We start from the raw sequence: 22,650 nt of genomic DNA, 5'->3' as shown, positions 1-22,650 counted from the left end.
CATTCAAGGGCAAAACGCTCTATAAAGTTTGTTCTATATGAGCCAGCGCCTCCTCCATCATCCTCTTGGCAGTCTCATCGCTTTCGCGTTCGGCCGCCTGTTGCAGCGGTTCAATGGCAGCTGCTTCCCCGATGCGCGCCAGCGACCAGGCCGCGGTGCCCCGCAGTTCAGGACGTGGATCGTTCTCCAATACACCGATCAGATCCGGTACAGCTGTCTTCTCCTTGAAATTGCCCAGCGCAATGACCGCGTTACGTTGGATCGGCTTGCGTCCCCGCCACGACGAGGCGTTGTCCGCATAGCGTTCACGGAACGCCTTGTTCCCCATAGTAAGCAGTGGCACCAGTAAGGGCTTCACCTGTTCTGTATCCGGCTGCAGCTCCGCATGCTGTGTCCAGTTCTTGCCCCGGTTGACCGGGCACACGATCTGGCAAGTGTCGCAGCCATACAGCCTATTGCCGATCTTGCGCATCATCTCATCTTCAACGAAGCCCTTGGTCTGCGTAACAAAGGATACGCAGCGCTGTGCATCCAATTGCCCCGGCCCCACCAGCGCGCCAGTCGGACAAGCGTCAATGCACTTGGTGCACTCTCCGCATTGATCCGTCAACGGTGTATCCGGAGGCAGCGGCAGATTCGTAATGAGCTCGCCAAGATAAATCCATGAGCCCAGCTCTGGGGAGATGATGGCACAGTTTTTGCCGCTCCAGCCAATCCCTGCCCGTTCTGCCACCGCACGGTCAACCAGTGCTCCCGTGTCCACCATGTTCACAGCACGCAGCTCTGGTACCCGTTCGCGCAGCCACGCCTCCAGACGTTCCAACCGATTGCGCAGCACCTTATGATAATCCAGCCCCCATGCCGAACGTGAGAGTATGCCGCGACGTGCGCCGGGTTCAGATTTGGGCGGGTCGGGCAGTTTGGACGGATAAGCAACGGCAATGGAGAGAATCGACCGGGGCGAAGAGAGAGATAATGCGGGATCTGTGCGTTCGTCCAGATCCGGATGCTCAAACCCCGATTCCCTGCCGAGCTCCCTGTGACGCTGCAGCACCGATCGCAGCTCGGTAAATGGTTCGGCAGAGGCAATACCCAGGCTATCTATGCCGAGCTCGGGCAGGGCCATCTGCAGTTCCTTCTTCAGCAATCCATAATCCAGCTGTGTCAGCTCACTCATGATGTTCACGCCCTTCCCCGTAGACTTGCGTACGCCTGGGCAGCTGTCCCTCTATAACGAGTTGATTCTTGTAATCGGCCACAGAATCAGATCAGCCCGTCCCCGAATCACGTCCTCGGGCACAGTGCCGAAGGAGCGGCTATCCCGGCTTGCACGCGGATGACGATTATCTCCCATGACAAAATAATGTCCTTCCTCTATCACTCGCGGCCCCAAATCGGGACCGTCTATTGCAACATCCGTGTAACGTTCAATAATCAATTCTCCATTGCGGTACAACTGGTGATTGCGGATTTCAATCTCGTCTCCGGGTACGCCGATGACGCGCTTGACCAGATAATCTCTCACCCCGGGGATCGCATCCGGATCCTCCAGAATGACGACATCCTCATGTGACGGCTTGCCGATCAGGTAGACGAATTTGTTGACAAACAACCATTCCTTCTCTACCAGAGTCGGCTCCATGGACTGGCCTTCGACAGTGGAGAGATTGAAGACAAACACATGCAGCAGCAAGACTACAATTAAAGCAATGGCAAGCGTCTTGCCCCAATCCAACAGCTCCCGCACCCATCTGGCGGGCTGCTGGCGGTCCTTGGTATGCCGGCTTCTGCGTTCTTGCGGCTGCGGTCCCTCAGCAGACATCCGTGATCCGTCCATCCTACACCTCGTTCGATTCGTTATGCTGTTGCTTCCATGCGTTGTAATACGCATACACTATTGTATCATTGAACGGAGCTCCGGCGCACGCGATGCGATCCCTGAGCATCCGCAGACCATCCTCCACCTTGCGGGTGACCAGGCGCGAATAACGATACGTAATCTTGTGCTGCTCATACTCGTCCCGGTCGACTTCGAAGACGGAGCCGTCGGCGAGCTTGATGACATCCAAATCATAGTCGATATAAGTGAGCACATCCTTGTGCAGGTACGGAGGCGAAGCCACATTGCAGTAATAGCGGATGCCAGGTTCCTCCAGCAGGGCCACCACATTAAACCACAATCCCGGCATGAAGAAAGAAACGGCTGGCACCCGACTGGTCCAGACCTTGCCGCTCGCTTCCTGGATCGGCGTATGTTCATTGATCAGCACGATTATCGACGCCTCTGCATGCTCCGGAACCAGACGGGATTCGGGCACCAGCAAATTGTCCATCCACATCCGGTGCAGCCGGCCATCGTGCTTGAAGCTCTTTATGGTGCATCGCATATAACTATCCATCGGGTGCTCCCTGTGCTTAAATTTAAGAAAAGCATATTCCGTCGCCCCTAATGCAACTGGCGTCGGAACATGCTTGTTCATCGTGACTATACCATTCGCCGGATTAGCCGGCGACGATGCTTAGCTTCTGAATCGATCTCATGAAATCTTTGGCTGCAAATCCCATCGATTCATACAGGGACAAAATAGGCTCATTGTATTCGTCCGCCGTAATCATGATTTTCGAAACGCCCCGTTGTTCAAAACGCTGGCGAAGACTTTGGATCAGCGATTTGGCAATCCCTTGCCGCTGATAATCCGGGTGAACCGCAATGCGGTAATAATATCCTTTATTATTGTCAATCGTACCAATAATCATGCCTACAATGTCGTTATCCTTGCTGGCGACCAGGACCAGTTCGCTGTCCCACGAGAGCTGACGGGCGAATGCTTCCATAGTCTGTTCGTAACACGCCTCGGTTAGAGACACTTCAAGAAGGCGAGTCAACGGACGGTAATCAGACAATTGAAAAGAACGAACATGCATGTATGAGAGTCTCCCTTTTCATCGCGGCCGAACATCGCAGAGCGGCGGCTTCTGTTTGTATCTTGTTAATAATACGACAAAACTCAACGTATTTCCTCCTTTGTCCTTAAAAAAATCTTAAAAAAAGCTATGAAAATGCAGGAAATTAATAGAAAGCGCTTTATTTCAAAGAATGAGCACAACGGACAAATAGTCCAATAAATATAAATACATGAATCAGTAGCCCCATTATATACAACCAAAAGGTCATTTCTAGATTATAGCCGTAAACGAAGCCATTTAAATAAACTCTGCTGGGCCAGTAAGTAGGCGCTAGGCCAGTAAGCCATTGCCATGGTTCGGGTATTAAATATGCTCCTGTCGCTCCCAAACAAATAAAACCAATGGATCTTAGAACGATGGCCTTCATCTTTATTTGCTTCACGTTGAATGAGAAAAATAACAACACATAGATTGGCGCCTCCGCGATAAGTAAAATTAAAACGGCCAAATTCTCAATCTGTTGCATAGAAATGGCACTGGAAGCCAAGAACAATGGTGCAATAAGAAACGTCAGAACAGCCGACATGATGAGTCCACTGACAATATAGCTAAGTCTACGTTTCTGATTCATGTAAATATACGAGGTACCTATTTTATTCTGTTCTTTGAGCATGAATAGTCCCATCCCTGTGCCGATCAATTGAGGCACAAACAGCATGGATAGAACGAAAACAAAGTCTTTGTAAGGGCTGAAATCAAATCCTATTCCCTTGCTTAGGGAGAGACTAATCTGAATGGTCGTAAAAAGAAGAAGAGGAGGAATCCCAATCATAAAGAACCTAGGATTGTGTGATGCAGTTCTTAAATCGTCAATTAACCATTGCACTAAATTCCTCATCCTCTATGCCCCCCCCCCCCATTTGAACGTTATCCTATTAGAACGTTATCTTCGGGATAACTCAGCTTTGAAGCACGTCTTCTGTGAGCTAGAGCAAAAGCCAAAGTCAAAGGTCCCAATCGTCCTGCAAACATGGTCACAATAACAATACATTTGCCCAAGGGTGATAATTCGCTCGTCAGACCCATGGAAAGTCCGGTTGTGCTGAATGCGGAGGTCGCTTCGAATAACACTTCAAGAAAATGCTCTTCCATCAAGTTTTCCGTTATATTTAACAGAAAAGCTACGACAAGTACAAAACCAAGGGAACTGATAACAACCGCTAGTGCCCGCATGACAGTCTCTTGATTAATTGTGCGCCGGAAAGCATGGATTTCTTTGCCGCCCCGAAACGTATTGATGGTCGCTAAAAGCAGGACAACAAATGTATTAACCTTGATCCCGCCCCCTGTGCCTCCTGACGCCGCACCGACAAACATCAGAAATATGAGAACAAATTGCGAGGCGGTCAACATACTGCCGATATCAATGGAGTTGAAGCCGGCACTTCTGGGGGTCGCGCCCTGGAAAAAAGCCGCCAGAACCCGCTCACCGAACGTTAATTGTCCAAACGTTGAAGCATTCCAGCTTTCTAGAAAAAAGAGAATGACAAATCCAAATCCCAGTAGAATACCTGAACTTAACAAGACCACTTTGGAATGTAATGAGAGCTTCCACCATGACCGCTTTTGGACCAAATCTACAACCACAATATAGCCGAGTCCCCCTATTAAAAATAAAGAGAAAATGGTTATTATGACAATTGGATCTCCAGTATATTGAGAGAGACTATCTGACCATAGCGCAAAGCCTGCATTATTAAATGCAGACACGGCATGGAACAGGCCATTATAAACAGCCGCACCGACACCCATCTCATCCTTCCAGCGAAAGGCAAGAATGACTGTGGCGAATGCCTCCACCACAAAAACAATGGTAGCAATATATAAGGACAACCTGACCATTCCCTGTGACGAGCTGGACTGGGTAGTTTGTTGGATAATGAGCCGCTGTTTTAAACCAATCTGTTTGCCTAAGACAACGGCTACCATCACCCCAAGAGTCATGAAACCCAACCCTCCAATTTGAATGAGCACCATAATAATAATCTGGCCAAAGGTGGAAAAGGTACTGCCGGTGTCCAAAACTACCAATCCGTTTACACAGACAGCAGAAGTCGCAGTAAACCATGCATTGAGCAGCCCGACCGACTCACCATGTGCTGAAGAAACAGGCAAAGCGAGCATGAGTGTCCCAATTCCAATTAAGACTATAAACACGATCATTATTAATTGGGGCGGGTTAATTTTTTGCAATGGATCTAATAGTTTTTTGTTCATACTGTTTCTCCGTTTTTGTCATATTCTTCCCCAAAAAACACAAAAAGAGCCCGTACGTGACAGGCTCCTCCAAGTAAGACCTATTCGGTTATCGTGTTGTTTGACGTCAAGAAATCTACACTGATCAATATACAACTTATATTAAGGCTTGTAAAGCAAGCAAAACCGACTTCGTCATTCTTATGGACGCTCGTATAGAATTCTCTGTTTTGCGCCAAGTTAGTTAGGGTAATAACTTGGAGTCGTGCCTTGACTTTACAAACATTCATGTTGATTTATTCGGATGAATAAGGGATAATGAAGGGGCTTGGACGACTACATATCTATATCTTAGGAGGTAATACGATTATGGCTCATGAATTGCCAGCACTGCCTTATGCGAACAACGCACTGGAACCGCATTTTGACGAAACAACCATGATGATTCACCATGACCGCCATCACAACACATACGTGACGAACCTCAATGCTGCACTGGAGTCCGCTCCTGAGCTGCAAGGCAAATCTGTCGAGGATCTGATTGCTGATCTGAACAGCGTGCCTGAGAGCATCCGTACCGCAGTCCGCAACAACGGCGGCGGCCATGCTAACCATAGCCTGTTCTGGGAGACCATCGGACCAAACGGCGGCGGCGCACCTACAGGCAAGCTTGCCAGCGCGATCGAGAGCGAGCTGGGCGGCCTCGACAAATTCAAAGAAGATTTCGCCAAAGCAGGCGCTACTCGTTTCGGCAGCGGCTGGGCTTGGCTGGCCGTATCCAACGGCAAACTGAAAGTGTACAGCCTGCCTAACCAGGACAGCCCGATCATGGAAGGCGACACGCCAATCCTCGGTCTGGACGTATGGGAGCATGCGTACTACCTCAAATATCAAAACAAACGTCCGGACTACATCGCTGCATTCTGGAACGTTGTCAACTGGGAAGAAGTCGGCAAACGTTACGAAGCTGCGCTGTAATATCCGTCTACATGAACAGAAGCCGCTCGCAGGATGTCCTGCTGAGCGGCTTCTTTTTAGATTGAATTAGGATTGCTGCCACGCTGCTGCCAGTATTCACGCAGAATCCGTACAAACACGTTGGGGAATGCCAGCTCTTCCATCTCGGCCGGCCCGATCCAACGGTATCCCGGGGGGAGCTCTTCCCTCTGGCCGGCCACTTCGTTCGCTTCGTACCCGGCAGCCGACTCGGCGGCAAACAAACTGTCTCCCTCGCTCTGAGCCTGCTCCGTCTTATTCAGTACAAATCCGTAATCGGTCAGATAGACTTGTACCTTCCACACGATATGGCTGAACACATGGTCGGCCTCCATCCACCAATGCCGGGGCCTAACCAGGACGCTCGTCTCTGCAGCCAGTTGCCTGCTCAACAGTTCCATCTGCTCCATCTGCTCTGGCAGAGGCACCTTCAAGATGGATTCCCCATCTACGCCCTCTGGCCCCGCCTCTAACGCATTCGCTTGCTCGGCATCCATTCCCCATGCCCAGCCAGCGCCTGCCTTCCATGCAGCGGCAGCAGCCACAGCTGTAGCTGCGCCCGCAGCCGGACGACCACGCTTGCGGGTCTTGCCCTCCTGCTCGGCACCCTCCGCCAAAATATGCGGCAGCTCCCACATCCGAGCCAACAAACCGCTATCTGGGCGCTGACGCACCAGGATACGCCCGGCCTGCTCGCCACTCCCTTCGATGAGCGCAGCCAGACGCAACTCCGGACGCGGCGGCTTGGCCTTGGACTTGATAGGCAGCTCTTTCTCCCGGCCCGCCAACCTTGCAGCGCAGTGCGCCATCACCGGACAGATCAGGCAGCCCGGCGACTTGGGTGTACAGATGAGTGCGCCCAGCTCCATGAGCCCTTGGTTGAAATCGCCGGCCGCACCTTCAGGGATGAGCGACTTGGCCAGAATCTCCATCCGCACACGGGTGCTGCTCTTGGCGATATCCTCCTCCAGACACATGTACCTGGAGAGGACACGCATTACATTGCCGTCGACTGCAGGCTCCGGCCTGTTGAACGCGATGCTCATAATGGCCCCTCGCGTATACGGTCCAACGCCCTTGAGTGCTGCTACGGCGTGGACATCGTCCGGCACGGAACCGCCATGCAGACGCACCACTTCACGCGCACCGGCCTGCAGATTTCGTGCCCGTGAGTAGTACCCCAGCCCCTCCCAGCATTTAAGAACTTCCTCTTCCGGTGCTTCGGCCAGTGCCTGCAGCGTCGGGAATTTGTCGAGGAAGCGCTTATAATAGGGAATGACGGTGTCTACTCTTGTTTGTTGCAGCATAATTTCCGACACCCAGATGCGATAGGGGTCCCTGCTGTGCCGCCAGGGCAGATCGCGTTTGTGCGCTCTGTACCAGGCCAGCAGCTCTTGGCTGAAATAGGCTTTGGTGTCTACTGTCATGTCCTGTACCCCGCTTTCTCTGGTTTGTATTTTTCAAGCATACTGCAGGACGCCCAATATTTCTTCCGGTATTGGCTGGGCGATAGACCACAGTATTGTTTGAACATCCGCGAGAGGTAGTGGTTCTGCATTCCGATTTGAGATGCGATCTGCGCCACATGGTCCTCGGTCAGCTCGAGTTGTTTTTTGGCATATTCCAGCTTACGACGGTTCACATAATGAATCGGGGACATGCCGACCAAGCTTTTGAAGAACTCCATAAAATAATTGGGGTGCATATACGTCAGGTTCGCCAGATCCTCTACTGCCACCGGTTTGTCCAGATTGGCGTCGATATACTCCAGCACCGGAGCCAGCTTAGCGAAGGGCTCCAATTCGGACAAGGCAGCAGCGTCCAGCTCGCAATGATCCAAGTAGCAGGACAACAGCTCGAGAAAAGCGGCCTTGAGCTTCAATGGACTCGTCAAAGAGTCCTCGTATTCGGCAGCCATTATACGCTGGAACAGCTTCTCCGTTTCGGATGGTGCCTCAAGAGATACAATCAAAGGCAGCGGAATCAGCTCAAATAGCTTCGTCTCCACCGGACTTCCGCCGAATTGACACCAGGCCACCCGAATATCGCCGCTCTGGTGAGAGAATCGCACATACTTGCCAGCCGGGATCAAAGCCAGATCCCCTGCATTTGCCTCGTAGGTCTCCCCTTCCCATTCAATCCGAGCTTGTCCAGAAAGAAGCAGGGAAAACAGATAGCCATCCGGTACTTTCTCATCACTCCAGCCTGCTTTAAACTCCTCATAACCTGACATGGAAACTTCCGCTTGAATATGTTGAAGATAACTCTGTATGATGTGGGTATAAGCTATATTCATTGGAACTCCTGTATCTTATGGGATAATGGCACACTCGCAAGAGCAGGCCAAGCTTCTATTATACTAAGTTCACGGCTAAATTGATATGGGGGGTTAAGAGAAGAGGTGTATGCGCAGATGAAAAAATTTGTCATCCTGGCTGCAGGAATTGCCCTGCTAACCGGCTGCGGCAGCGGTTCATCTCCGCTCAGCGGACCGGCTGAGACCGTTATGATCTACCGCACCAATTGTCTGAATTGCCACGGCTCAGAGCTGCAGGGACGTATGGATGAGCAGAGCAATCTACAGCAGGTCGGCCAGCGTATGAGCCAAGAAGACATTGCAGCCAAAATTACTGCCGGAGGCAACCTGATGCCACCCTTCGCCGAACGGTTAACGCCTGAGGAGATTGATCAGTTAGCCGCGTGGCTGGCTGAGAAAAAATAAATGCTGCGCATTGGCTCACCCGTGTGACCCAATGCGCTCAGCTATAGCATAGGCAGAAGCCAATGACCGCTCATGGGTAATGCTGATGTGGAGTCGCACGTCCTCTGATGAGAAGCCCAGCCTCTGCCAGGCCTGCTCAGATAGCCGGCATTCTGGCTTGCCGGATGCATCTGGCAGCACCTCGATATCCAGGAAGCCTACCTTGCCCCCGATACCGCAGCCAAGTGCTTTGACAATCGCTTCCTTGGCTGCGAATCGGCCGGCTATGTACTCGGTTCGTCGGCCTCCCCTGGCATCTCCCCGTTCCCGCTCAGCCGGGGTCAGAACTCTGGCCACAAACCGCTCTGCCGTCAGGCCGTCCAGAACCCGCTGCATGCGATTCATTTCCACCAGATCGTGTCCAATGCCGATAATCATCCCGATTGCCCTCCTTATGTAATGCTCTGTCCACTAAAAAGCCCCCCGCTTACGCGGAGGGCAGCCCTATTAAATGCCGGGAATGGGCGAGCGCTTATGCTCTGTCTTCAAATATTGCTGCTCCAGCTTCTCTCGTACCGGGGCGGGCACTTCCTTGCCTTCCAGGAAATCGCTGTTGTGCTCGTACGAAATCCCCAATTCATCCTCATCGGTCTGGCCTTCCCACAGACCAGCACTAGGCGCCTTGTGCAGAATGCTGTCGGGCACACTAAGCTCGGCAGCCAATTGGCGAACCTGGCGCTTGTTCAGGGAAGCGAGTGGCGTAATATCTACCGCGCCATCCCCCCACTTGGTATAGAAGCCAGTGACAGCTTCCGAGGCATGATCAGTACCGACCACAATCAGATTCAGGTCAAACGCCAGGGCATACTGGACTACCATCCGTGTACGCGCCTTGACATTGCCTTTGCCGCCGCGGCTGATATGGCGGTGAATATTAAGAGCCTTGAAGCCGTGCTCTACCTCCAGGGCAATCTCATTCACCGTGTCTTCAATATTAGTCTCCACGGTATGCTTCAGCTCAAATGCCTTGGCTACCGCATAACTGTCATGGATGTCCTCTTGCTCGCCATAAGGCTGGAAGACGCCAAGCGTCATGTAGTCCTGACCCGTTTCTGCTGCCAGCTCATCAGTCGCCCGCTTGCACAAGCCGGCGGCTACGGCGCTGTCAATGCCGCCGCTAATGGCAATCAGCAACCCCGAAGAACCAGCCTCTTTCACATAGCTTTTAAGAAAATCAACCCGCTTGCGGATTTCTTCCTGCGCGTCAATATGCGGTTTCACGCCTAACCGCCGGATAATCTCCTGCTGCAGATTCATAGTCATCTATTATTTGCAGAAACGATCGAACGCAGAAGTCAGATCCGCAGCGATCTCTTCAGCCGAACGATTCTCAATTTGGTGACGCTCGATAAAATGAACCAGTTCGCCATCCTTCATCAGCGCGATAGAGGGAGAAGAAGGCGGGTATGGAGCCAGATACTCACGAGCCTTGGCCGTAGCTTCCTTATCTTGACCGGCAAATACGGTGAACAGATGATCTGGTGTCACTTCATGCTGCAGTGCCTCGGCTACGCCTGGACGGCACTGGCCAGCAGCACAACCGCATACCGAGTTCACAACGAGCAGTGCGGTACCTTTGGCAGATGGCAGCTGAGCCTCGACTTCCTCTGCTGTGCGCAGTTCTTGTATACCTATACGTGTCAGATCGTCGCGCATAGGTTGCACCATGTCGACCATGTATCGTTCGAATGACATTGACATCTGGAATCACTCCTTGACTAGCTTGATTTTGCTACTATTATACTCTCCTATGCCTCCTAAAGCAAAGGTGTTATAAAATAAGATGCCCGTCCTTCAGCTTGTTTGCTGTCGGCGGGCATCCCGTTGGTCAGGCTATATCTGTTCTAGACGGACGGACGGTCCGGACCATCCAGCTTTTTGTCATAACCCGATTGCTCCGGCTCCGGTTTAGCCGTTGAATTCACCGCATCAGCCGTCTGGGCTGACTCCTGCTTGAGCTGCTCTGCCGACTCCTGGCTATGTTGTTCATGCGATTCAGTCATTAGGACACGCCTCCTTTGATGCTAGGATGCGCAGACGAGCCGCTCTCTATCCTCTTGTTTGGCTGGCAGCGCAGCACGACACGGAACGTTGTGCCTTCCCCTTCCTTGGACTGCACCTCAATCTTGCCGTGATGCCGTTCCACAATGCTGAGACACAGCGGGAGGCCCAGTCCTGTCCCGCGAGACTTGGTCGTATAGAAGGGCTCGAATAAACGCTCCTGCTTGTCCTTGGAGATGCCACAGCCCGTGTCCTCCACCCGCATCTCAACGACATCGCCCAAGAAGCGGGTATTGATCTTCATCCGACCCTTCTCATCCATCGCTTCCATCCCGTTACGCGCCAGATTCAGAATCAGCTGCTTCATTTCTTTGACGTTTAGATCAAGATCAGGCACGGCTTCGTCCAGCCCCAACTCAATCGTCTGCCCTCGCAGGTTCGCATCTGCCCAGAGGAGCGGCATCAGCTCACCAATAATATGGTTGAGCGAACTGCTTTCTTTCTCCACAATCCGGTTCTGCGCCAGTGATAGAAAGTCATTGATGATGCCGTTAGCCCGATCCAGCTCCTCAATAATGATGCGGAAGTATTCTCTCTGATTCTCCGGACTGCGCTCTTTCATTAACTGGACAAAGCCCCGGATAACGGCCATGGGATTGCGAATCTCGTGCGTGATGCTAGCCGCCATCTGTCCGACCAGACTCAGTCGCTCCATTCGTCCCACTTCGTCCCTTAGCTGGCTAACCTCGGTGATATCGTGCGCGATCAACGCGGCCCCGATAATCTCATGGTTTCGAGCATCTTTGACGCTGAATCCCGTTTTAATATACATTTTATTATCTTGTTGGACGATTTCCGACACACTGTCGTTGCCATTGAGCACACTCATGAGCATGCTGGCATGCAGATCATTATTCATCTCCTCTTGTAGCCCGTCCAGCGAGCGCCCGATCATGTCGGCTGTTCCGTTCTTGGCGGAATCTTCCGGCATCTGGCTCATCGCCATCTCATTAATATGCGTGATATCGCCATCCTTATCGACAATGACGACACCTAGCGGCGTGTTGTCAATAAATTGCTGCAGCTTCTGCACTTCATTCCGGTAGTTGGTGGACATTTGCTGAAGCCTGTATTGGAGCTGCTGTTTGTCTTTAACGCTTTCAATAAGGAAGATAAAAATAATACTGATTCCCACAAGAGCGACGATGGTTGCAAGACTCTCCAAAAAAATCATCGTATGTACGGCCGTGGCGCTCCACAGCAAGTAAATCAAAGCCCCGACCAAATACGCGCCGATACTTCCCAGCCCTAGCAGAACGACAAGACGCTGTTTCTTCCTGCGAGATGCCAGCTTAAACCTGTGCATATAGACAAAGAGAAAAGGAACGATAAATGCGAAACCCATGGCGAAACCTGCCGCTTCCCAAGGGCTGTCTGCCAATGTAAACTTGAGCAGACCGTACACCAAGGTCATAAGAATCGCTATGAGCTTACCCCCGTAGAGCGCACCCAAGATATAAGAAACTAAACTAAAGTCGAACTTTATTGCAAAATCAGTCCCATACGCGAATAGGATGCATAGGATCATGGACAAACAGCTGAAAATGCCTATGAAAACCGGTGTTCCTTTGTAACGGTCCGGGCGATTATACCATAGCTGCAGCGCAAACACGGGGAGTAAAGCGATCATGACCTGTAACAAGGTTTCTTTCCACACGAAAAACCGGTCTCCTCCTAGTCTGGCATGTCATTTCCTGTTAATCCGATTAAAACACATGTAAATTTTTTTTACAATGTTGAATTAGGTCAACAGTCTCATAACGAGGAGGAAACGTGTCCTATGTTCGCGAAAAATGAACTTTTTTCCATGCAAACAACCGCATGCTGCCCGTAGGCTGCTGCGGTTGTAGGTAATGGGGCTACAGAGGCCCCTCATCGTTTTTAATATTGCGAGCGATCCAGGATTCGATTTCTTGCCTCAGTTTTACCTTGTGCATGAAGGCAATGGTCGCTGACTTGACGCGCGGGAGGTCATGTGGGCCAAAATAGACTTTGCCAAGCTCATGGTCGTAGGCTTTAATCTTGCTGGAATTGACGAGATTGATACGATCCAGCTTCCTAAATCCCATCGGCCCCAGATGCCTGAGGTATGCCGACAAAGACGGGACGAGCGGGTAGAAGTGGTCTTTCTCCGAATGGAATACGAGTACGCCCTCTTCTGTCTGGATGTAGAGAATATCGGCCACGTCCAACATGACAACGTCGGTATCATTATGTTTGTCACGCGTAACTGGTATTTTCATAGACTACACTCCAAAACCGTTCCCCCACTTGGGCTGCAAACGGCGGCCGCCCGAAGCCGGCCGCCCTGCACCTAGACTACTTCTCCAGCAGTTCTGCAGGTACTTCTGGACGATGTCCAAACCACCAGCATGCTGTTGATACAAACACGACGGCCGACGCACCCAGCGATGTAGCCAACAAACGAGCAATTTTGCTTCTCATCATTACGAATTCCTCCCTTTGAACGGTAAAATGGTCAAGACTTGAGCCAGAAAAGAAAGAGCAAGCAAATGCGACTCGAAGAAAAGATTCGAGGCGACAATTGCAAGGGCTACCAGCTTCATAACGAGCAATCTCCGCGGGGAGAGTGTCGTTACGCCTTTGAGATCAGCCGGTGCAAATCGTGCAATGAGAAGCATGGTGACTGCTGCACACGGGATGAGAAGCATGTCCAAAAACGGTATATGAGGAATAGCGGCCACAACCGAGCTCGAAATCAGGATGCAGGCCGTCGGAGACTTAAAATGATATCCGCCTGTCAAATTACGAAGTACTGCCATTGACACCAGTACGATGAGCGTATCCACAAAAGCGCCAAGCACGTAACCCGCAGTCAACGAAAGCACGATGGTTAGCAGATTCGTCAACAAGGACTTGATTGCAAACACCAGCACGTCCTGGCTGACCTGCTTGCGGTCATTATGTCGGTAGATATAACCGCCGAACTCCTCGGAGATCCGTCCGATCATACGCTTCGCTCCTTTATCACCATAAGATGAATAATCATCGCGGCAATGAGGCTGATGGAGATTAGCGCCCCCACGAAAGCCCCCATCCCTCTGGAAAGCACCGACACCATGACCGAGATCCAGATGCTGGCTACAATGAGCGTAATCAGCAGCTTGCGATTGGTACCGCGAACGGGGACACTCTCACTAATGCGGTCGGGTACGAAAGAAAAACCAAGGCGTTTCTTGATGAGTACCCGCGAGATGGCAAGCGCGGCAAGGGATGCCAGCAATTGGACAAGCTTCAGGTACTGAAAGGTCTCCTGAATCTCAGTAAGCGGCGAGACCGCCTGCAGAATAAGTACGATCAACATCTGCAGTACGATATAAACCAAGTAGCCGGATACTGCCATTAATAAGGCATAGAATAAATGAATGCGGAAAAGCAACCAAAGCAGGAGTACCATCCATAAGAGCATGAAGAATGGCGTCAACCAGTCTAGCAGGAACACTTCCCGGAGCAGATACGAAGTCTGGGCCATTACAATGGAAGTAAACACAATCTGTGGTGTGTAGCTCCTTATGGGAAACAAGTAAATCGACAGCATTAGTATAAAACCGGCAATGGTCTCGAATACGTTAACCGCAAAATCGATCAGGAAAATGGCCATCGACGTCCCCCTGAACTCGAGTGACTGTGTTCTCAGTTCTCTAATCTATGAGCCTACTATACCACGCAATAAGTGACAAATAAAAGAAAAATTTTTAAATTAACCCCATTTTTCTACATGTTCATCCAAGATGAACAATTTGACATTTTTCGCGCAAATTGGTGCCGAATTTTGTCGTGACTTTTTTGTCGATTTGGAAAGGATAGCGAATTGTGAACAGCTTTGTTAAAGTAGGAGTTGTACTAGGTAATTAGGAAGGGAGAACACGAAGTATGGCTCTAATTGAATGCCGATTTTTCTCGGAGACCTTGAAGCTCAGCACCTCCATGACGGTGATTCTGCCGCAGCGCACCGCTTCTCAGATCGGAATGGATGGCAAGGCGTCGACCGGGCGTCACCAGACACTGTATCTGCTGCACGGGCTCTCCGATGACGATTCCATCTGGCTGCGTCGTACCAGCATCGAGCGTTATGCGTCCGCTTACGGTCTGGCTGTCGTCATGCCGCAAGTGCACCGCAGCTTTTATACAGATATGAAACGGGGCGACCGCTATTGGACCTTCCTGTCAGAGGAACTGCCGACGCTCGCCCGTTCGTTCTTTCCACTGTCGGATGCGCGTGAGGACAACTTCGTTGCGGGCTTGTCCATGGGCGGGTACGGCGCCTTCAAGCTGGCGCTGCGCAAGCCCGAGCACTATGCAGCAGCCGCCTCACTCTCCGGCGCACTGGATGTTGCGAGCCTGAGCACCGATCCGGCACATCAGCACCTGATCGGCGAACTCTTCCCGCTCGTATATGGCGATGAACCGATCGCCGGCACGGACAATGACTTGCTCTGGCTGCTGCAGGAGCAAGGCAAGAAGCCCGGACCGAAGCCGGAGCTCTTCCAGTGCTGCGGAACCGAGGATTTCCTCTACGACTCGAACCTTGCATTCCGCGACGCTTGCCGCCAAACCGACTACGAGCTGGCGTACCACGAAGGTCCCGGCACCCATGAGTGGGGCTACTGGGACGCCAGGATTCAGGACGTTCTGGCCTGGCTGCCACTACGCAAGCCTGCACAGGGTTAATCGGGCGCACCCGCAAGGCCGTCCGGAACTGCGATTCCCGCCCCGCTGGCTGCTGCCTGTGGAATCGTCTGCACCTGGTGCACCGATTCTGCTGGGTTGTCTGACAGACGGTCCTCCATCCAGCGAACGACGCATTGCATGACCTCCCGGCGCTCCCGGTCATTGTGCAGTTCATGCAGGCCGTCCTGCCAGCTGTAGAATGCGCACCGTCCGTCCAGACAGCCTGCCAGCTGCTGGCTTGCCACATACGAAGTGACCCGGTCGGCTGTCCCGTGCAGCAGCAACATCGGGGCATGTAGCCGTTCGCTGGCATGAGCAAGCGCCCACTCCCCTTCCGCCTGCAGGCCGAAATACATAGCGGCGGAGATCCGATTATGTGCCAGCATATCCATGACTACAGGAGCGACCTCCTGATCGGGACGGTACAACTGGCCCGGATCCAGACCTGTCGCCAGTGAGAAGGACGGCCAGACGCGCGCCACTTGGCGACCGATCCATTGCTTGGCGCGCGGCGGATCAAAGGCCAGACGCAACCAGGGGCTCGTCAGGATGAGTCCCTGGATATCCGGTTGCCGCCGCAACGCGCAAGAGAGGGAGACGTTGCCGCCCATACTATGCCCATAGAGGAAAACCGGTGTATCCGGATGGCGCTTCCTGGCCATGCCAATGGCCCGCTCTGCATCCTCCGTCAGCCGTTCAACGGACGGTGTGTGCCCCCGTTTGCCCGGTGAACGACCATGGCCCCGCTGATCATAGGTGAACAGCACATACCCTTCACCCGTCAGCGTTTCTGCTACCGCTTGGTAGCGCGTGCTGTGCTCGCCCATTCCATGTACCAAACAGACAACCGCTTTGGCCGGCTTATCGTCGCTGCGCCACTCCTGGGCAAATAACTCAAGACCATCTGCTGTAGGCATGACCAGTGTTTCATGAACCATCCTCCGATTCCTCCTTGACGATTTCAGATTGTATCCACAAGTTGTCCTTCTTCTTATTTACCACGAAAGAATCGCACTTTAAACGCGAGGTTTGTGACTATTATTCCCCGATCTCTGGTAGAATAAGAATTAAGGATATAGCATAGTAGAAAGAGGCTTATTAGTGATGACTTACGATATTATTATCATCGGCGGCGGATCCGCAGGATTGATGGCTGCCGTTGCCGCAAGCCGCGGCGGCGCCCGTGTGCTCCTGCTGGACAAAGGCAATCGGCTTGGGCGCAAGCTCGGGATCTCTGGAGGCGGCCGCTGCAATGTAACCAACAATAAAGAGCTAGACGAAATTATCCGGCACATTCCGGGCAACGGGCGGTTTCTGCATAGTGCCTTCAGCATCTACAGCAATCGCGAGATTATCGCTTTCTTCGAAGGACTCGGCATTCCACTCAAAGAGGAAGACAACGGCCGCATGTTTCCGGTCAGCGACAAAGCCAAGACAGTGGTGGATGCACTCATCAGCCAGGTCCGCCGTCAAGGCGTGGAGATTCGTACCGACCAGGCGGTGCAAGAGGTGCTCTACGCAGATGGCGCTGTACGCGGCGTTCGCCTCATCTCCGGCGAACGGGTCTATGCCGGGCGCGTGATCATCGCTACCGGCGGCTGTTCGGTGCCGCATACGGGCTCTACGGGGGACGGCTATGCCTGGGCAGAGGCTGCCGGCCACACGATTACCGAGCTATTCCCTACTGAGGTTCCCCTGCGCTCCAGCGATGCCCATATCGCCAGCCGCGAGCTGCAGGGCCTATCGCTGCGGGATGTTACGCTCACCGTCTGGAACGCCAAGGGCAAGCGGGTCATTACCCACCGCGGGGACCTGTTATTCACCCATTTCGGACTCAGCGGCCCGATCGCTCTTCGCTGCAGTCAGTATGTGGTGAAGGAGCTGAAGCGCTCCGATTCGGTCACACTGACCGTAGATCTGTTTCCAGACACCAGTGCAGATGAATTGTACGCAAGCACCTGGAAATTGGCCGAGACGGAGTCCAAGAAAGCCATCAAGACGATATTGAGAAGCCTCGTGCAGGAACGTTTGGTTCCGGTGCTGCTCGCGAAGGCGGAGCTTTTGGAGACGACCACCTTCGATAATTTGCCCAAGGCTAACTTGCTGGAGCTGAGTCGGCTCATGAAGGCATTTCCCGTTCACATTCATGATACGCTCTCCCTTGAAGAGGCGTTCGTCACAGGAGGCGGCGTTACCCTCAAGGAGATTGATCCCAAGACCATGCAATCCAAGCTGATGCGCGGACTTTACTTTTGCGGCGAGATCCTGGACATCCATGGCTATACGGGCGGATACAACATTACGGCGGCCTTTTCCACCGGTCATGCGGCAGGCACCCATGCTGCTGAGGAAGCTCTGGTCCCCGACCTGGGTCCAGGGTGAACTCGGACTCACGGAGTTGGTAATCCCCCACATAAAATGGTACCCTATCTTATAGGATAGAAGTAAGGTTTTTGCATCTGGAGTCGCTGCATAAGGAAGTTATGAGAGGAGTCCGCAATGTTTCAACAGCTTTTGGATTTTCTGAAGGATTTCGGCGCCTGGGGTTTGTTCATCCACGCCTTTATTGATGCCGTTATTTTCCCGATTCCGGCTTTTTTCCTGCAAGTTTCTTTAAGCGCGCTCAACCCGAGCAACGCCCTGTGGCTGGCCACCGTTGGTTTCATCGGCTGTATTCTGGGTACCCCGTTCGGTTACTGGATCGGCAAAGCGCTCGGTCATTCCATACTATACAAATTCCTGAAGAAGGAATGGATCGATAAAGCGACCGCGATGTTCCAGAAAAACGGTGAGACCGCCATTCTCATCGGTTCCTTTACACCTATTCCCTTTAAGGTATTCACGATTCTTTCCGGGTGTCTTAACTTCCCACTGTGGCGCTTGATCGCCTACGCGATGATCGGCCGTGCCATTAAGTTCTACGCAGTCGGCCTGTTGTTCTATCTGTATGGTCGCGCGGCAAGCAGCATGGTCAATGATGTATCGCTCTATATCTTTCTCGGCGCCATTCCGTTTATTATCCTGTACCTGTATCTGCGTAAGCGGATTCGCGACAAGAAAGCCAAGGCCGCTCTGGAAACCTTGGCAGAGGAAGCGGGCCAGCCGGCAGACGAACTGCTCGAGCGTGCCGATGGCTCACGCGAGGCGGCCGAGAGCTCCGCAGCCGCATCAGAATCTGGCGGCGAGCACGAGAAGCTCCGACCCTCCATCAAGCTGGATAAATAGACTCCTTTGGTAAGCCCTGCGGCTATGATGTCGCAGGGCTTTTTGTGTGCGCATGAACCGCAGCATGAAGGGACTGAGCTCCTCGCCGTAGAAGAGACCACCCGGCACCGGGTGGTCTCTCCTCTGATCGTGCCTATTTGGGTTGTTTCAACTAAAATGGAATTCGGCTCGTTGTCCACCAGCTGAGCACGGCTCCCGCCATCGCCAGCGGCCCGCCCCACAATCCCAACCAACTGAAGCCGGCTACCAAACCAAGGATGGCTACGCCCGGCAGCAAGAGCAAGAACTTGGAGCGAACCATCGCATCTGCAGCATCCTCATCCCGCCAGCGAAACTGTACAACGAAGCGTTCACTGAACCATTGCTGCCACTGCAGACGCTGCCACGATCCTGCCAGCAGAGGCAAGATCAGTACCAGTACGATACCCAGCCAGAGCGGCGACAACAGTACTGCTGTGATCGAAACGGAGAAAAAACCGAGATTCAGCCGAACATAGCCAAATTGACGAATCGCAGACTTTACATACATCTCAGCCAGAATAACGGTTGGCTCTGATCCGCGGAATAGACGGCCGGACCGACGCATCACCAAGGGTTTCTTCTGTCTGCCGATTGGTTTCACCGGAGCGGCCTGCGATAGCAGCAGCTTGGTGCTCGCGAGACGGGCGTCCTGCTCACTGGCAATATCCGAATACAGGCTGCTGCGGCTGGCCAGCTTGCGCCCGATCAGCCACGTGATAACCGCAAACGCGGCTCCAACACCGATCAGACCTGCCGTAGCAGACAGGCTCATCCACTGCAGCATCCCGTACACGAAGATGGCCACCAGCAGAATAAACCATAACGTACCGATGACATGCCGCCGCCAGCCTGTCCACTTGGCATCCATCAGATTGGCCGTGATGGAGCAGATCATCTTGAATGCGACCGTCCAGCCGTAACCAATCGCAATTACTTCCCAGGAGAGCTCCAGGCCCCGGACCAGATATGGCAGCAGCGGCACAAATAACAGCGCGGTCGTGATCATTTGTACAATGAAGGTGTATAGGATGCCTCTAAGTACTAGTACCCTCAACCAGCTGCGCTGCTGAACGAGGAACAGCACGTCCGCTTCTTCCATGAATGTCCGCAATCTGCCCAATAGCAGTGAAATAATCAGAATCGCAGGGTATAATCCGGCTGGCAGCTGCAGCAGCCATGATGGCGGAGACTGCCAGATTTCCAGATACGTACCTCCCCCAATGAACAAGCCTGGTACGATCAAGTACAGCCACACTGTCCAGTCTAGCGCGCCTTTCCATACGCGGTATTGATCGGTGCCATATTTTTTGAGCCGGAGAACGAACAATCGATTGGCATTCATCATCTTCAATGTCCTCCTTAAGTCAACGCATGAAAGCAATCAAAGAGCGGCGCGTCGATGGCGCACCCCGCCTGCTCACGAACCTCATCCAGTGTGCCGTGAGCCACCACGGAGCCGCTGTTAATCAAGACGAAGCCATCACAAATCCGTTCAGCGGTATCGAGAACATGTGTGCACATGAGTATGCCCGCACCACGCTGTCGCTCCGCCTCCAGCATATCCAGGAAATCTCGCGTCGCATGAGGATCCAGTCCAACAAACGGCTCATCCACGATATACACGTCCGGCTCCAGCAAAAAACCGATGATGAGCATGACCTTCTGCTGCATGCCCTTGGAGAATTTCACTGGATACTCATGCTTCACCTCCGATAACCGGAACCGTGCCAGCAGGTGATCCGCCCGTGTTCCAAACTCTGTTTCATCCATGGCATAAGCAGCGGCCGCCAGCCGCATATGCTCCCAGAGCGTCATATATTCATATAACACCGGCTGTTCCGGCACATACCCGTAGCGTCCCGCATTGCCCCCAAAAACCACTTCCCCCTTGACGTGCTTCACCAAGCCCAGCAAAGTCTTGATGGTTGTGCTTTTGCCCGCCCCATTGGGTCCAATCAGGCCAATGAGCTCTCCCGGACGCACTTCAAATCGAATATCCCGAATAATTGCCTGCTGCTGCTCATAACCCGCTTCTGTAATATCTGACCGCAGCACGATCTCTCCCTGCGGTTCGACTCGTACATGTATTGCCTGCGATTTCGTCTTCTCCATCTGGCTCACTCCCGCTATAGGTTCGGCCATTCGTTTGGTGCGGTCCGGTCCATTTCTCAACCCCGACCCTTCCTCGCTTGCCGGCCTTCTTATTCGCTTACTACGCAGCTTCCGTTTCAATCGTTTCAGAATAATTGTTTTTTTATGTAAAAAGTGATATCATATCGATATTACAACTATATCATATTATTGAACGAGGTGTCCTATGAACGCATTCAAAGCTTGGCACGTCAACGGATTTCTGGCGCTGCTCCTGTCGTTAGTCTGTATTATCGGCGGTGCTGCCGCTCTCGTATTCGGCTTTCGGGACGTGCCCGTCCACATCCCGCTGGTTTCTCTCGGTTTCCTGTTGCTGGTGATCGCCTCCGTTGGCGTGACCTCGTTGACGATCGTCAAGCCCAATGAGGCACAGGTGATTACGTTTTTTGGCCGCTATATCGGTACCGTCGTGAAGGATGGTCTGTGGATGGTCATTCCCTTCACAATCAAGCACACGGTCTCCCTTAAGGTTCGCAACTTCAACAGTCAGACGCTCAAGGTCAACGATGCCGACGGCAACCCGGTAGAGATCGGCGCGGTCGTTGTGTTCCGTGTTGTGGATACGGCAAAAGCTACCTTCGACGTAGACAATTACGAGCGCTTCGTCGCTATTCAGAGTGAGACGGCTGTCCGGCATATTGCTGCTCAATATCCTTATGACAGCTATTCCTCCGAGCAACTGCTCTCGCTTCGAGGCAATGCGGATGAGGTCGCTGCGGAACTGATGGGCGCGCTCCAGAGCAGACTCCGCGTAGCTGGAGTGGAGGTTATGGAGACCCGGCTCACCCACCTCGCCTATGCACCGGAGATTGCGAGTGCCATGCTGCAGCGTCAGCAGGCGAGCGCCATCGTAGCCGCGCGTTCGCTGATCGTCGAGGGAGCCGTAGGCATGGTGGAGATGGCGCTGCGGGAGCTGGAGGACAAGGGCATTGAGCTCGACGGCGAACGGCGTGCAGCCATGGTCAACAATTTGATGGTCTCCATCGTATCTGACCGTGCCGCTACTCCAGTCATCAATACCGGGACGCTGTACAGCGGATAGATTGCCTCGATGAGCAAGGGCAAAAAATCCTTTCCGCTCCGCCTCGACCCCGAGCTGCACCGGGCTCTCGAGAGGTGGGCCGCCGACGATTTCCGCAGCGTGAACGCCCATATCGAGTTCCTGCTGCGCGATGCGCTCCGCCGCTCAGGACGGCTTAAGGGCATGCCCGAGCAGGAGCATCGCGACCGTGAGCACCAGGAGGAGTAAGAACTGAACACTCCCCTCGGAATCGCACAGTTTCCCCAAGGAGTCGTATCGGCAATGGCGAGTCTAATGAGCAGTGGCTGTGCGACTAGATTCAGCTCTGCTATTGGCTACACACTCCGTGCATGCCCTCCCCCTGCCTACTGCCAGTTTCAACACCAAAAGGCCGTTCCCAGTCAGTTGACTGACGAACGGCCTTTTGGTTCCACTTGCCTAAGTTAAGTCCATCTCTCACTGCCGATCCGATCATCCAAATGCCTTTCGGCAGCTTTCGGCGCTCCGTGCAATTTAAGTAACATTGTGCACCTATTGGGGCAAATTCCCCGGCAGCGGC

Annotated in this window: 27 protein-coding genes; 7 read left to right on the top strand and 20 right to left on the bottom strand. The window is 52.9% G+C overall.

The genetic code is table 11. The features are described 5' to 3' along the window. Positions 1-19: 19 nt before the first annotated feature. The 6 genes from queG to F556_RS0124665 form a co-directional block, all read right to left on the bottom strand. Positions 20-1,177, bottom strand: a complete 1,158-nt coding sequence (gene queG, locus F556_RS35115) for a tRNA epoxyqueuosine(34) reductase QueG (protein ID WP_020619684.1) — start codon at positions 1,175-1,177, stop codon at positions 20-22. A gap of 51 nt (positions 1,178-1,228) precedes the next feature. Then, on the bottom strand, positions 1,229-1,837 hold the full coding sequence (gene lepB, locus F556_RS0124685; RefSeq protein WP_026297480.1) for a signal peptidase I: 609 nt from the start codon (positions 1,835-1,837) through the stop codon (positions 1,229-1,231). A 1-nt stretch (position 1,838) separates the two neighbouring features. Continuing rightward, entirely contained in the window at positions 1,839-2,399 is a 561-nt protein-coding gene (locus tag F556_RS0124680; RefSeq protein ID WP_020619682.1) for a DUF402 domain-containing protein, read from the bottom strand. Positions 2,400-2,502: 103 nt separating this feature from the next. Then, complete coding sequence (locus F556_RS0124675) at positions 2,503-2,925, bottom strand: GNAT family N-acetyltransferase (protein ID WP_020619681.1); 423 nt, start codon at positions 2,923-2,925, stop codon at positions 2,503-2,505. 160 nt (positions 2,926-3,085) lie between these two features. After that, on the bottom strand, positions 3,086-3,805 hold the full coding sequence (locus tag F556_RS0124670) for a hypothetical protein (RefSeq protein ID WP_020619680.1): 720 nt from the start codon (positions 3,803-3,805) through the stop codon (positions 3,086-3,088). Between the two features lie 29 nt (positions 3,806-3,834). After that, positions 3,835-5,184: a TrkH family potassium uptake protein gene (locus tag F556_RS0124665; RefSeq protein ID WP_020619679.1), complete on the bottom strand. Its 1,350-nt coding sequence runs from the start codon at positions 5,182-5,184 to the stop codon at positions 3,835-3,837. A 348-nt stretch (positions 5,185-5,532) separates the two neighbouring features. On the opposite strand from F556_RS0124665, the gene F556_RS0124660 reads away from it, so the two are divergent. Then, positions 5,533-6,141: a superoxide dismutase gene (locus tag F556_RS0124660; protein WP_020619678.1), complete on the top strand. Its 609-nt coding sequence runs from the start codon at positions 5,533-5,535 to the stop codon at positions 6,139-6,141. Between the two features lie 56 nt (positions 6,142-6,197). Here the strand turns inward: F556_RS0124660 and mutY are convergent, their stop codons facing one another. Continuing rightward, positions 6,198-7,586 carry an A/G-specific adenine glycosylase gene (gene mutY / locus F556_RS38895; RefSeq protein ID WP_020619677.1) on the bottom strand — a complete coding sequence of 463 codons (1,389 nt, stop codon included), beginning with the start codon at positions 7,584-7,586 and terminating at the stop codon, positions 6,198-6,200. Next, positions 7,583-8,392 carry a helix-turn-helix domain-containing protein gene (locus F556_RS36620; protein ID WP_169447639.1) on the bottom strand — a complete coding sequence of 270 codons (810 nt, stop codon included), beginning with the start codon at positions 8,390-8,392 and terminating at the stop codon, positions 7,583-7,585. The genes mutY and F556_RS36620 overlap by 4 nt, the downstream gene beginning before the upstream one ends. Positions 8,393-8,572: 180 nt before the next feature. Here F556_RS36620 and F556_RS0124645 point away from each other — a divergent pair, with 180 nt between their 5' ends. Next, the gene (locus F556_RS0124645) at positions 8,573-8,881 is read left to right on the top strand and encodes a c-type cytochrome (RefSeq protein ID WP_020619675.1); all 309 of its coding nucleotides are present in this window, start codon (positions 8,573-8,575) and stop codon (positions 8,879-8,881) included. A gap of 15 nt (positions 8,882-8,896) precedes the next feature. Here F556_RS0124645 and acpS read toward each other — a convergent pair whose 3' ends face one another. From acpS to F556_RS0124600, 9 genes are all read right to left on the bottom strand, one after another. Next, entirely contained in the window at positions 8,897-9,298 is a 402-nt protein-coding gene (gene acpS, locus F556_RS0124640) for a holo-ACP synthase (RefSeq protein ID WP_020619674.1), read from the bottom strand. 69 nt (positions 9,299-9,367) lie between these two features. Beyond that, the gene (gene nadE / locus F556_RS0124635) at positions 9,368-10,177 is read right to left on the bottom strand and encodes an ammonia-dependent NAD(+) synthetase (protein ID WP_020619673.1); all 810 of its coding nucleotides are present in this window, start codon (positions 10,175-10,177) and stop codon (positions 9,368-9,370) included. Between the two features lie 9 nt (positions 10,178-10,186). Beyond that, a complete protein-coding gene (locus tag F556_RS0124630; RefSeq protein WP_020619672.1) occupies positions 10,187-10,621 on the bottom strand; it encodes a BrxA/BrxB family bacilliredoxin in 435 nt (144 codons plus the stop codon). 143 nt (positions 10,622-10,764) lie between these two features. Continuing rightward, positions 10,765-10,923: a hypothetical protein gene (locus tag F556_RS38040; RefSeq protein ID WP_020619671.1), complete on the bottom strand. Its 159-nt coding sequence runs from the start codon at positions 10,921-10,923 to the stop codon at positions 10,765-10,767. Beyond that, the gene (locus F556_RS0124620) at positions 10,923-12,638 is read right to left on the bottom strand and encodes an ATP-binding protein (RefSeq protein ID WP_020619670.1); all 1,716 of its coding nucleotides are present in this window, start codon (positions 12,636-12,638) and stop codon (positions 10,923-10,925) included. Before F556_RS0124620 ends, F556_RS38040 begins: the two co-directional genes overlap by 1 nt. Before the next feature lie 202 nt (positions 12,639-12,840). Next, positions 12,841-13,224 carry a LytTR family transcriptional regulator DNA-binding domain-containing protein gene (locus F556_RS35105; protein ID WP_020619669.1) on the bottom strand — a complete coding sequence of 128 codons (384 nt, stop codon included), beginning with the start codon at positions 13,222-13,224 and terminating at the stop codon, positions 12,841-12,843. A 76-nt stretch (positions 13,225-13,300) separates the two neighbouring features. Beyond that, positions 13,301-13,429: a cyclic lactone autoinducer peptide gene (locus F556_RS37315; RefSeq protein WP_020619668.1), complete on the bottom strand. Its 129-nt coding sequence runs from the start codon at positions 13,427-13,429 to the stop codon at positions 13,301-13,303. Then, positions 13,429-13,953: an accessory gene regulator ArgB-like protein gene (locus F556_RS0124605; protein ID WP_020619667.1), complete on the bottom strand. Its 525-nt coding sequence runs from the start codon at positions 13,951-13,953 to the stop codon at positions 13,429-13,431. The genes F556_RS37315 and F556_RS0124605 overlap by 1 nt, the downstream gene beginning before the upstream one ends. Continuing rightward, entirely contained in the window at positions 13,950-14,603 is a 654-nt protein-coding gene (locus F556_RS0124600) for a hypothetical protein (RefSeq protein ID WP_020619666.1), read from the bottom strand. The genes F556_RS0124605 and F556_RS0124600 overlap by 4 nt, the downstream gene beginning before the upstream one ends. A gap of 272 nt (positions 14,604-14,875) precedes the next feature. Here F556_RS0124600 and F556_RS0124595 point away from each other — a divergent pair, with 272 nt between their 5' ends. After that, complete coding sequence (locus tag F556_RS0124595; protein ID WP_020619665.1) at positions 14,876-15,673, top strand: alpha/beta hydrolase; 798 nt, start codon at positions 14,876-14,878, stop codon at positions 15,671-15,673. Here the strand turns inward: F556_RS0124595 and F556_RS0124590 are convergent. Beyond that, entirely contained in the window at positions 15,670-16,611 is a 942-nt protein-coding gene (locus F556_RS0124590; RefSeq protein WP_020619664.1) for an alpha/beta hydrolase, read from the bottom strand. The genes F556_RS0124595 and F556_RS0124590 overlap by 4 nt on opposite strands. A gap of 166 nt (positions 16,612-16,777) precedes the next feature. Between F556_RS0124590 and F556_RS0124585 the strand changes: the two genes are divergently transcribed. Both F556_RS0124585 and F556_RS0124580 read left to right on the top strand, forming a co-directional pair. Beyond that, on the top strand, positions 16,778-18,055 hold the full coding sequence (locus tag F556_RS0124585; protein WP_020619663.1) for a BaiN/RdsA family NAD(P)/FAD-dependent oxidoreductase: 1,278 nt from the start codon (positions 16,778-16,780) through the stop codon (positions 18,053-18,055). A 117-nt stretch (positions 18,056-18,172) separates the two neighbouring features. Beyond that, positions 18,173-18,898, top strand: coding sequence for a YqaA family protein (locus tag F556_RS0124580; protein ID WP_020619662.1), 726 nt, complete (start codon positions 18,173-18,175; stop codon positions 18,896-18,898). A gap of 151 nt (positions 18,899-19,049) precedes the next feature. Here F556_RS0124580 and F556_RS0124575 read toward each other — a convergent pair whose 3' ends face one another. Together F556_RS0124575 and F556_RS0124570 are read right to left on the bottom strand one after the other, a co-directional pair. After that, on the bottom strand, positions 19,050-20,264 hold the full coding sequence (locus tag F556_RS0124575) for an ABC transporter permease (protein ID WP_020619661.1): 1,215 nt from the start codon (positions 20,262-20,264) through the stop codon (positions 19,050-19,052). A gap of 14 nt (positions 20,265-20,278) precedes the next feature. Then, positions 20,279-21,031, bottom strand: coding sequence for an ABC transporter ATP-binding protein (locus F556_RS0124570; RefSeq protein ID WP_020619660.1), 753 nt, complete (start codon positions 21,029-21,031; stop codon positions 20,279-20,281). Positions 21,032-21,236: 205 nt separating this feature from the next. Between F556_RS0124570 and F556_RS0124565 the strand changes: the two genes are divergently transcribed. Together F556_RS0124565 and F556_RS0124560 are read left to right on the top strand one after the other, a co-directional pair. Then, positions 21,237-22,112, top strand: coding sequence for an SPFH domain-containing protein (locus tag F556_RS0124565; RefSeq protein ID WP_020619659.1), 876 nt, complete (start codon positions 21,237-21,239; stop codon positions 22,110-22,112). Between the two features lie 9 nt (positions 22,113-22,121). Then, a complete protein-coding gene (locus F556_RS0124560) occupies positions 22,122-22,319 on the top strand; it encodes a type II toxin-antitoxin system antitoxin (protein ID WP_020619658.1) in 198 nt (65 codons plus the stop codon). Positions 22,320-22,650: the final 331 nt, after the last annotated feature.

Origin of the sequence: Paenibacillus daejeonensis DSM 15491, assembly GCF_000378385.1 — a bacterium.
Lineage (GTDB): Bacteria > Bacillota > Bacilli > Paenibacillales > Paenibacillaceae > Paenibacillus_D > Paenibacillus_D daejeonensis.
This window is presented reverse-complemented; position numbering and strand designations above follow the sequence as displayed.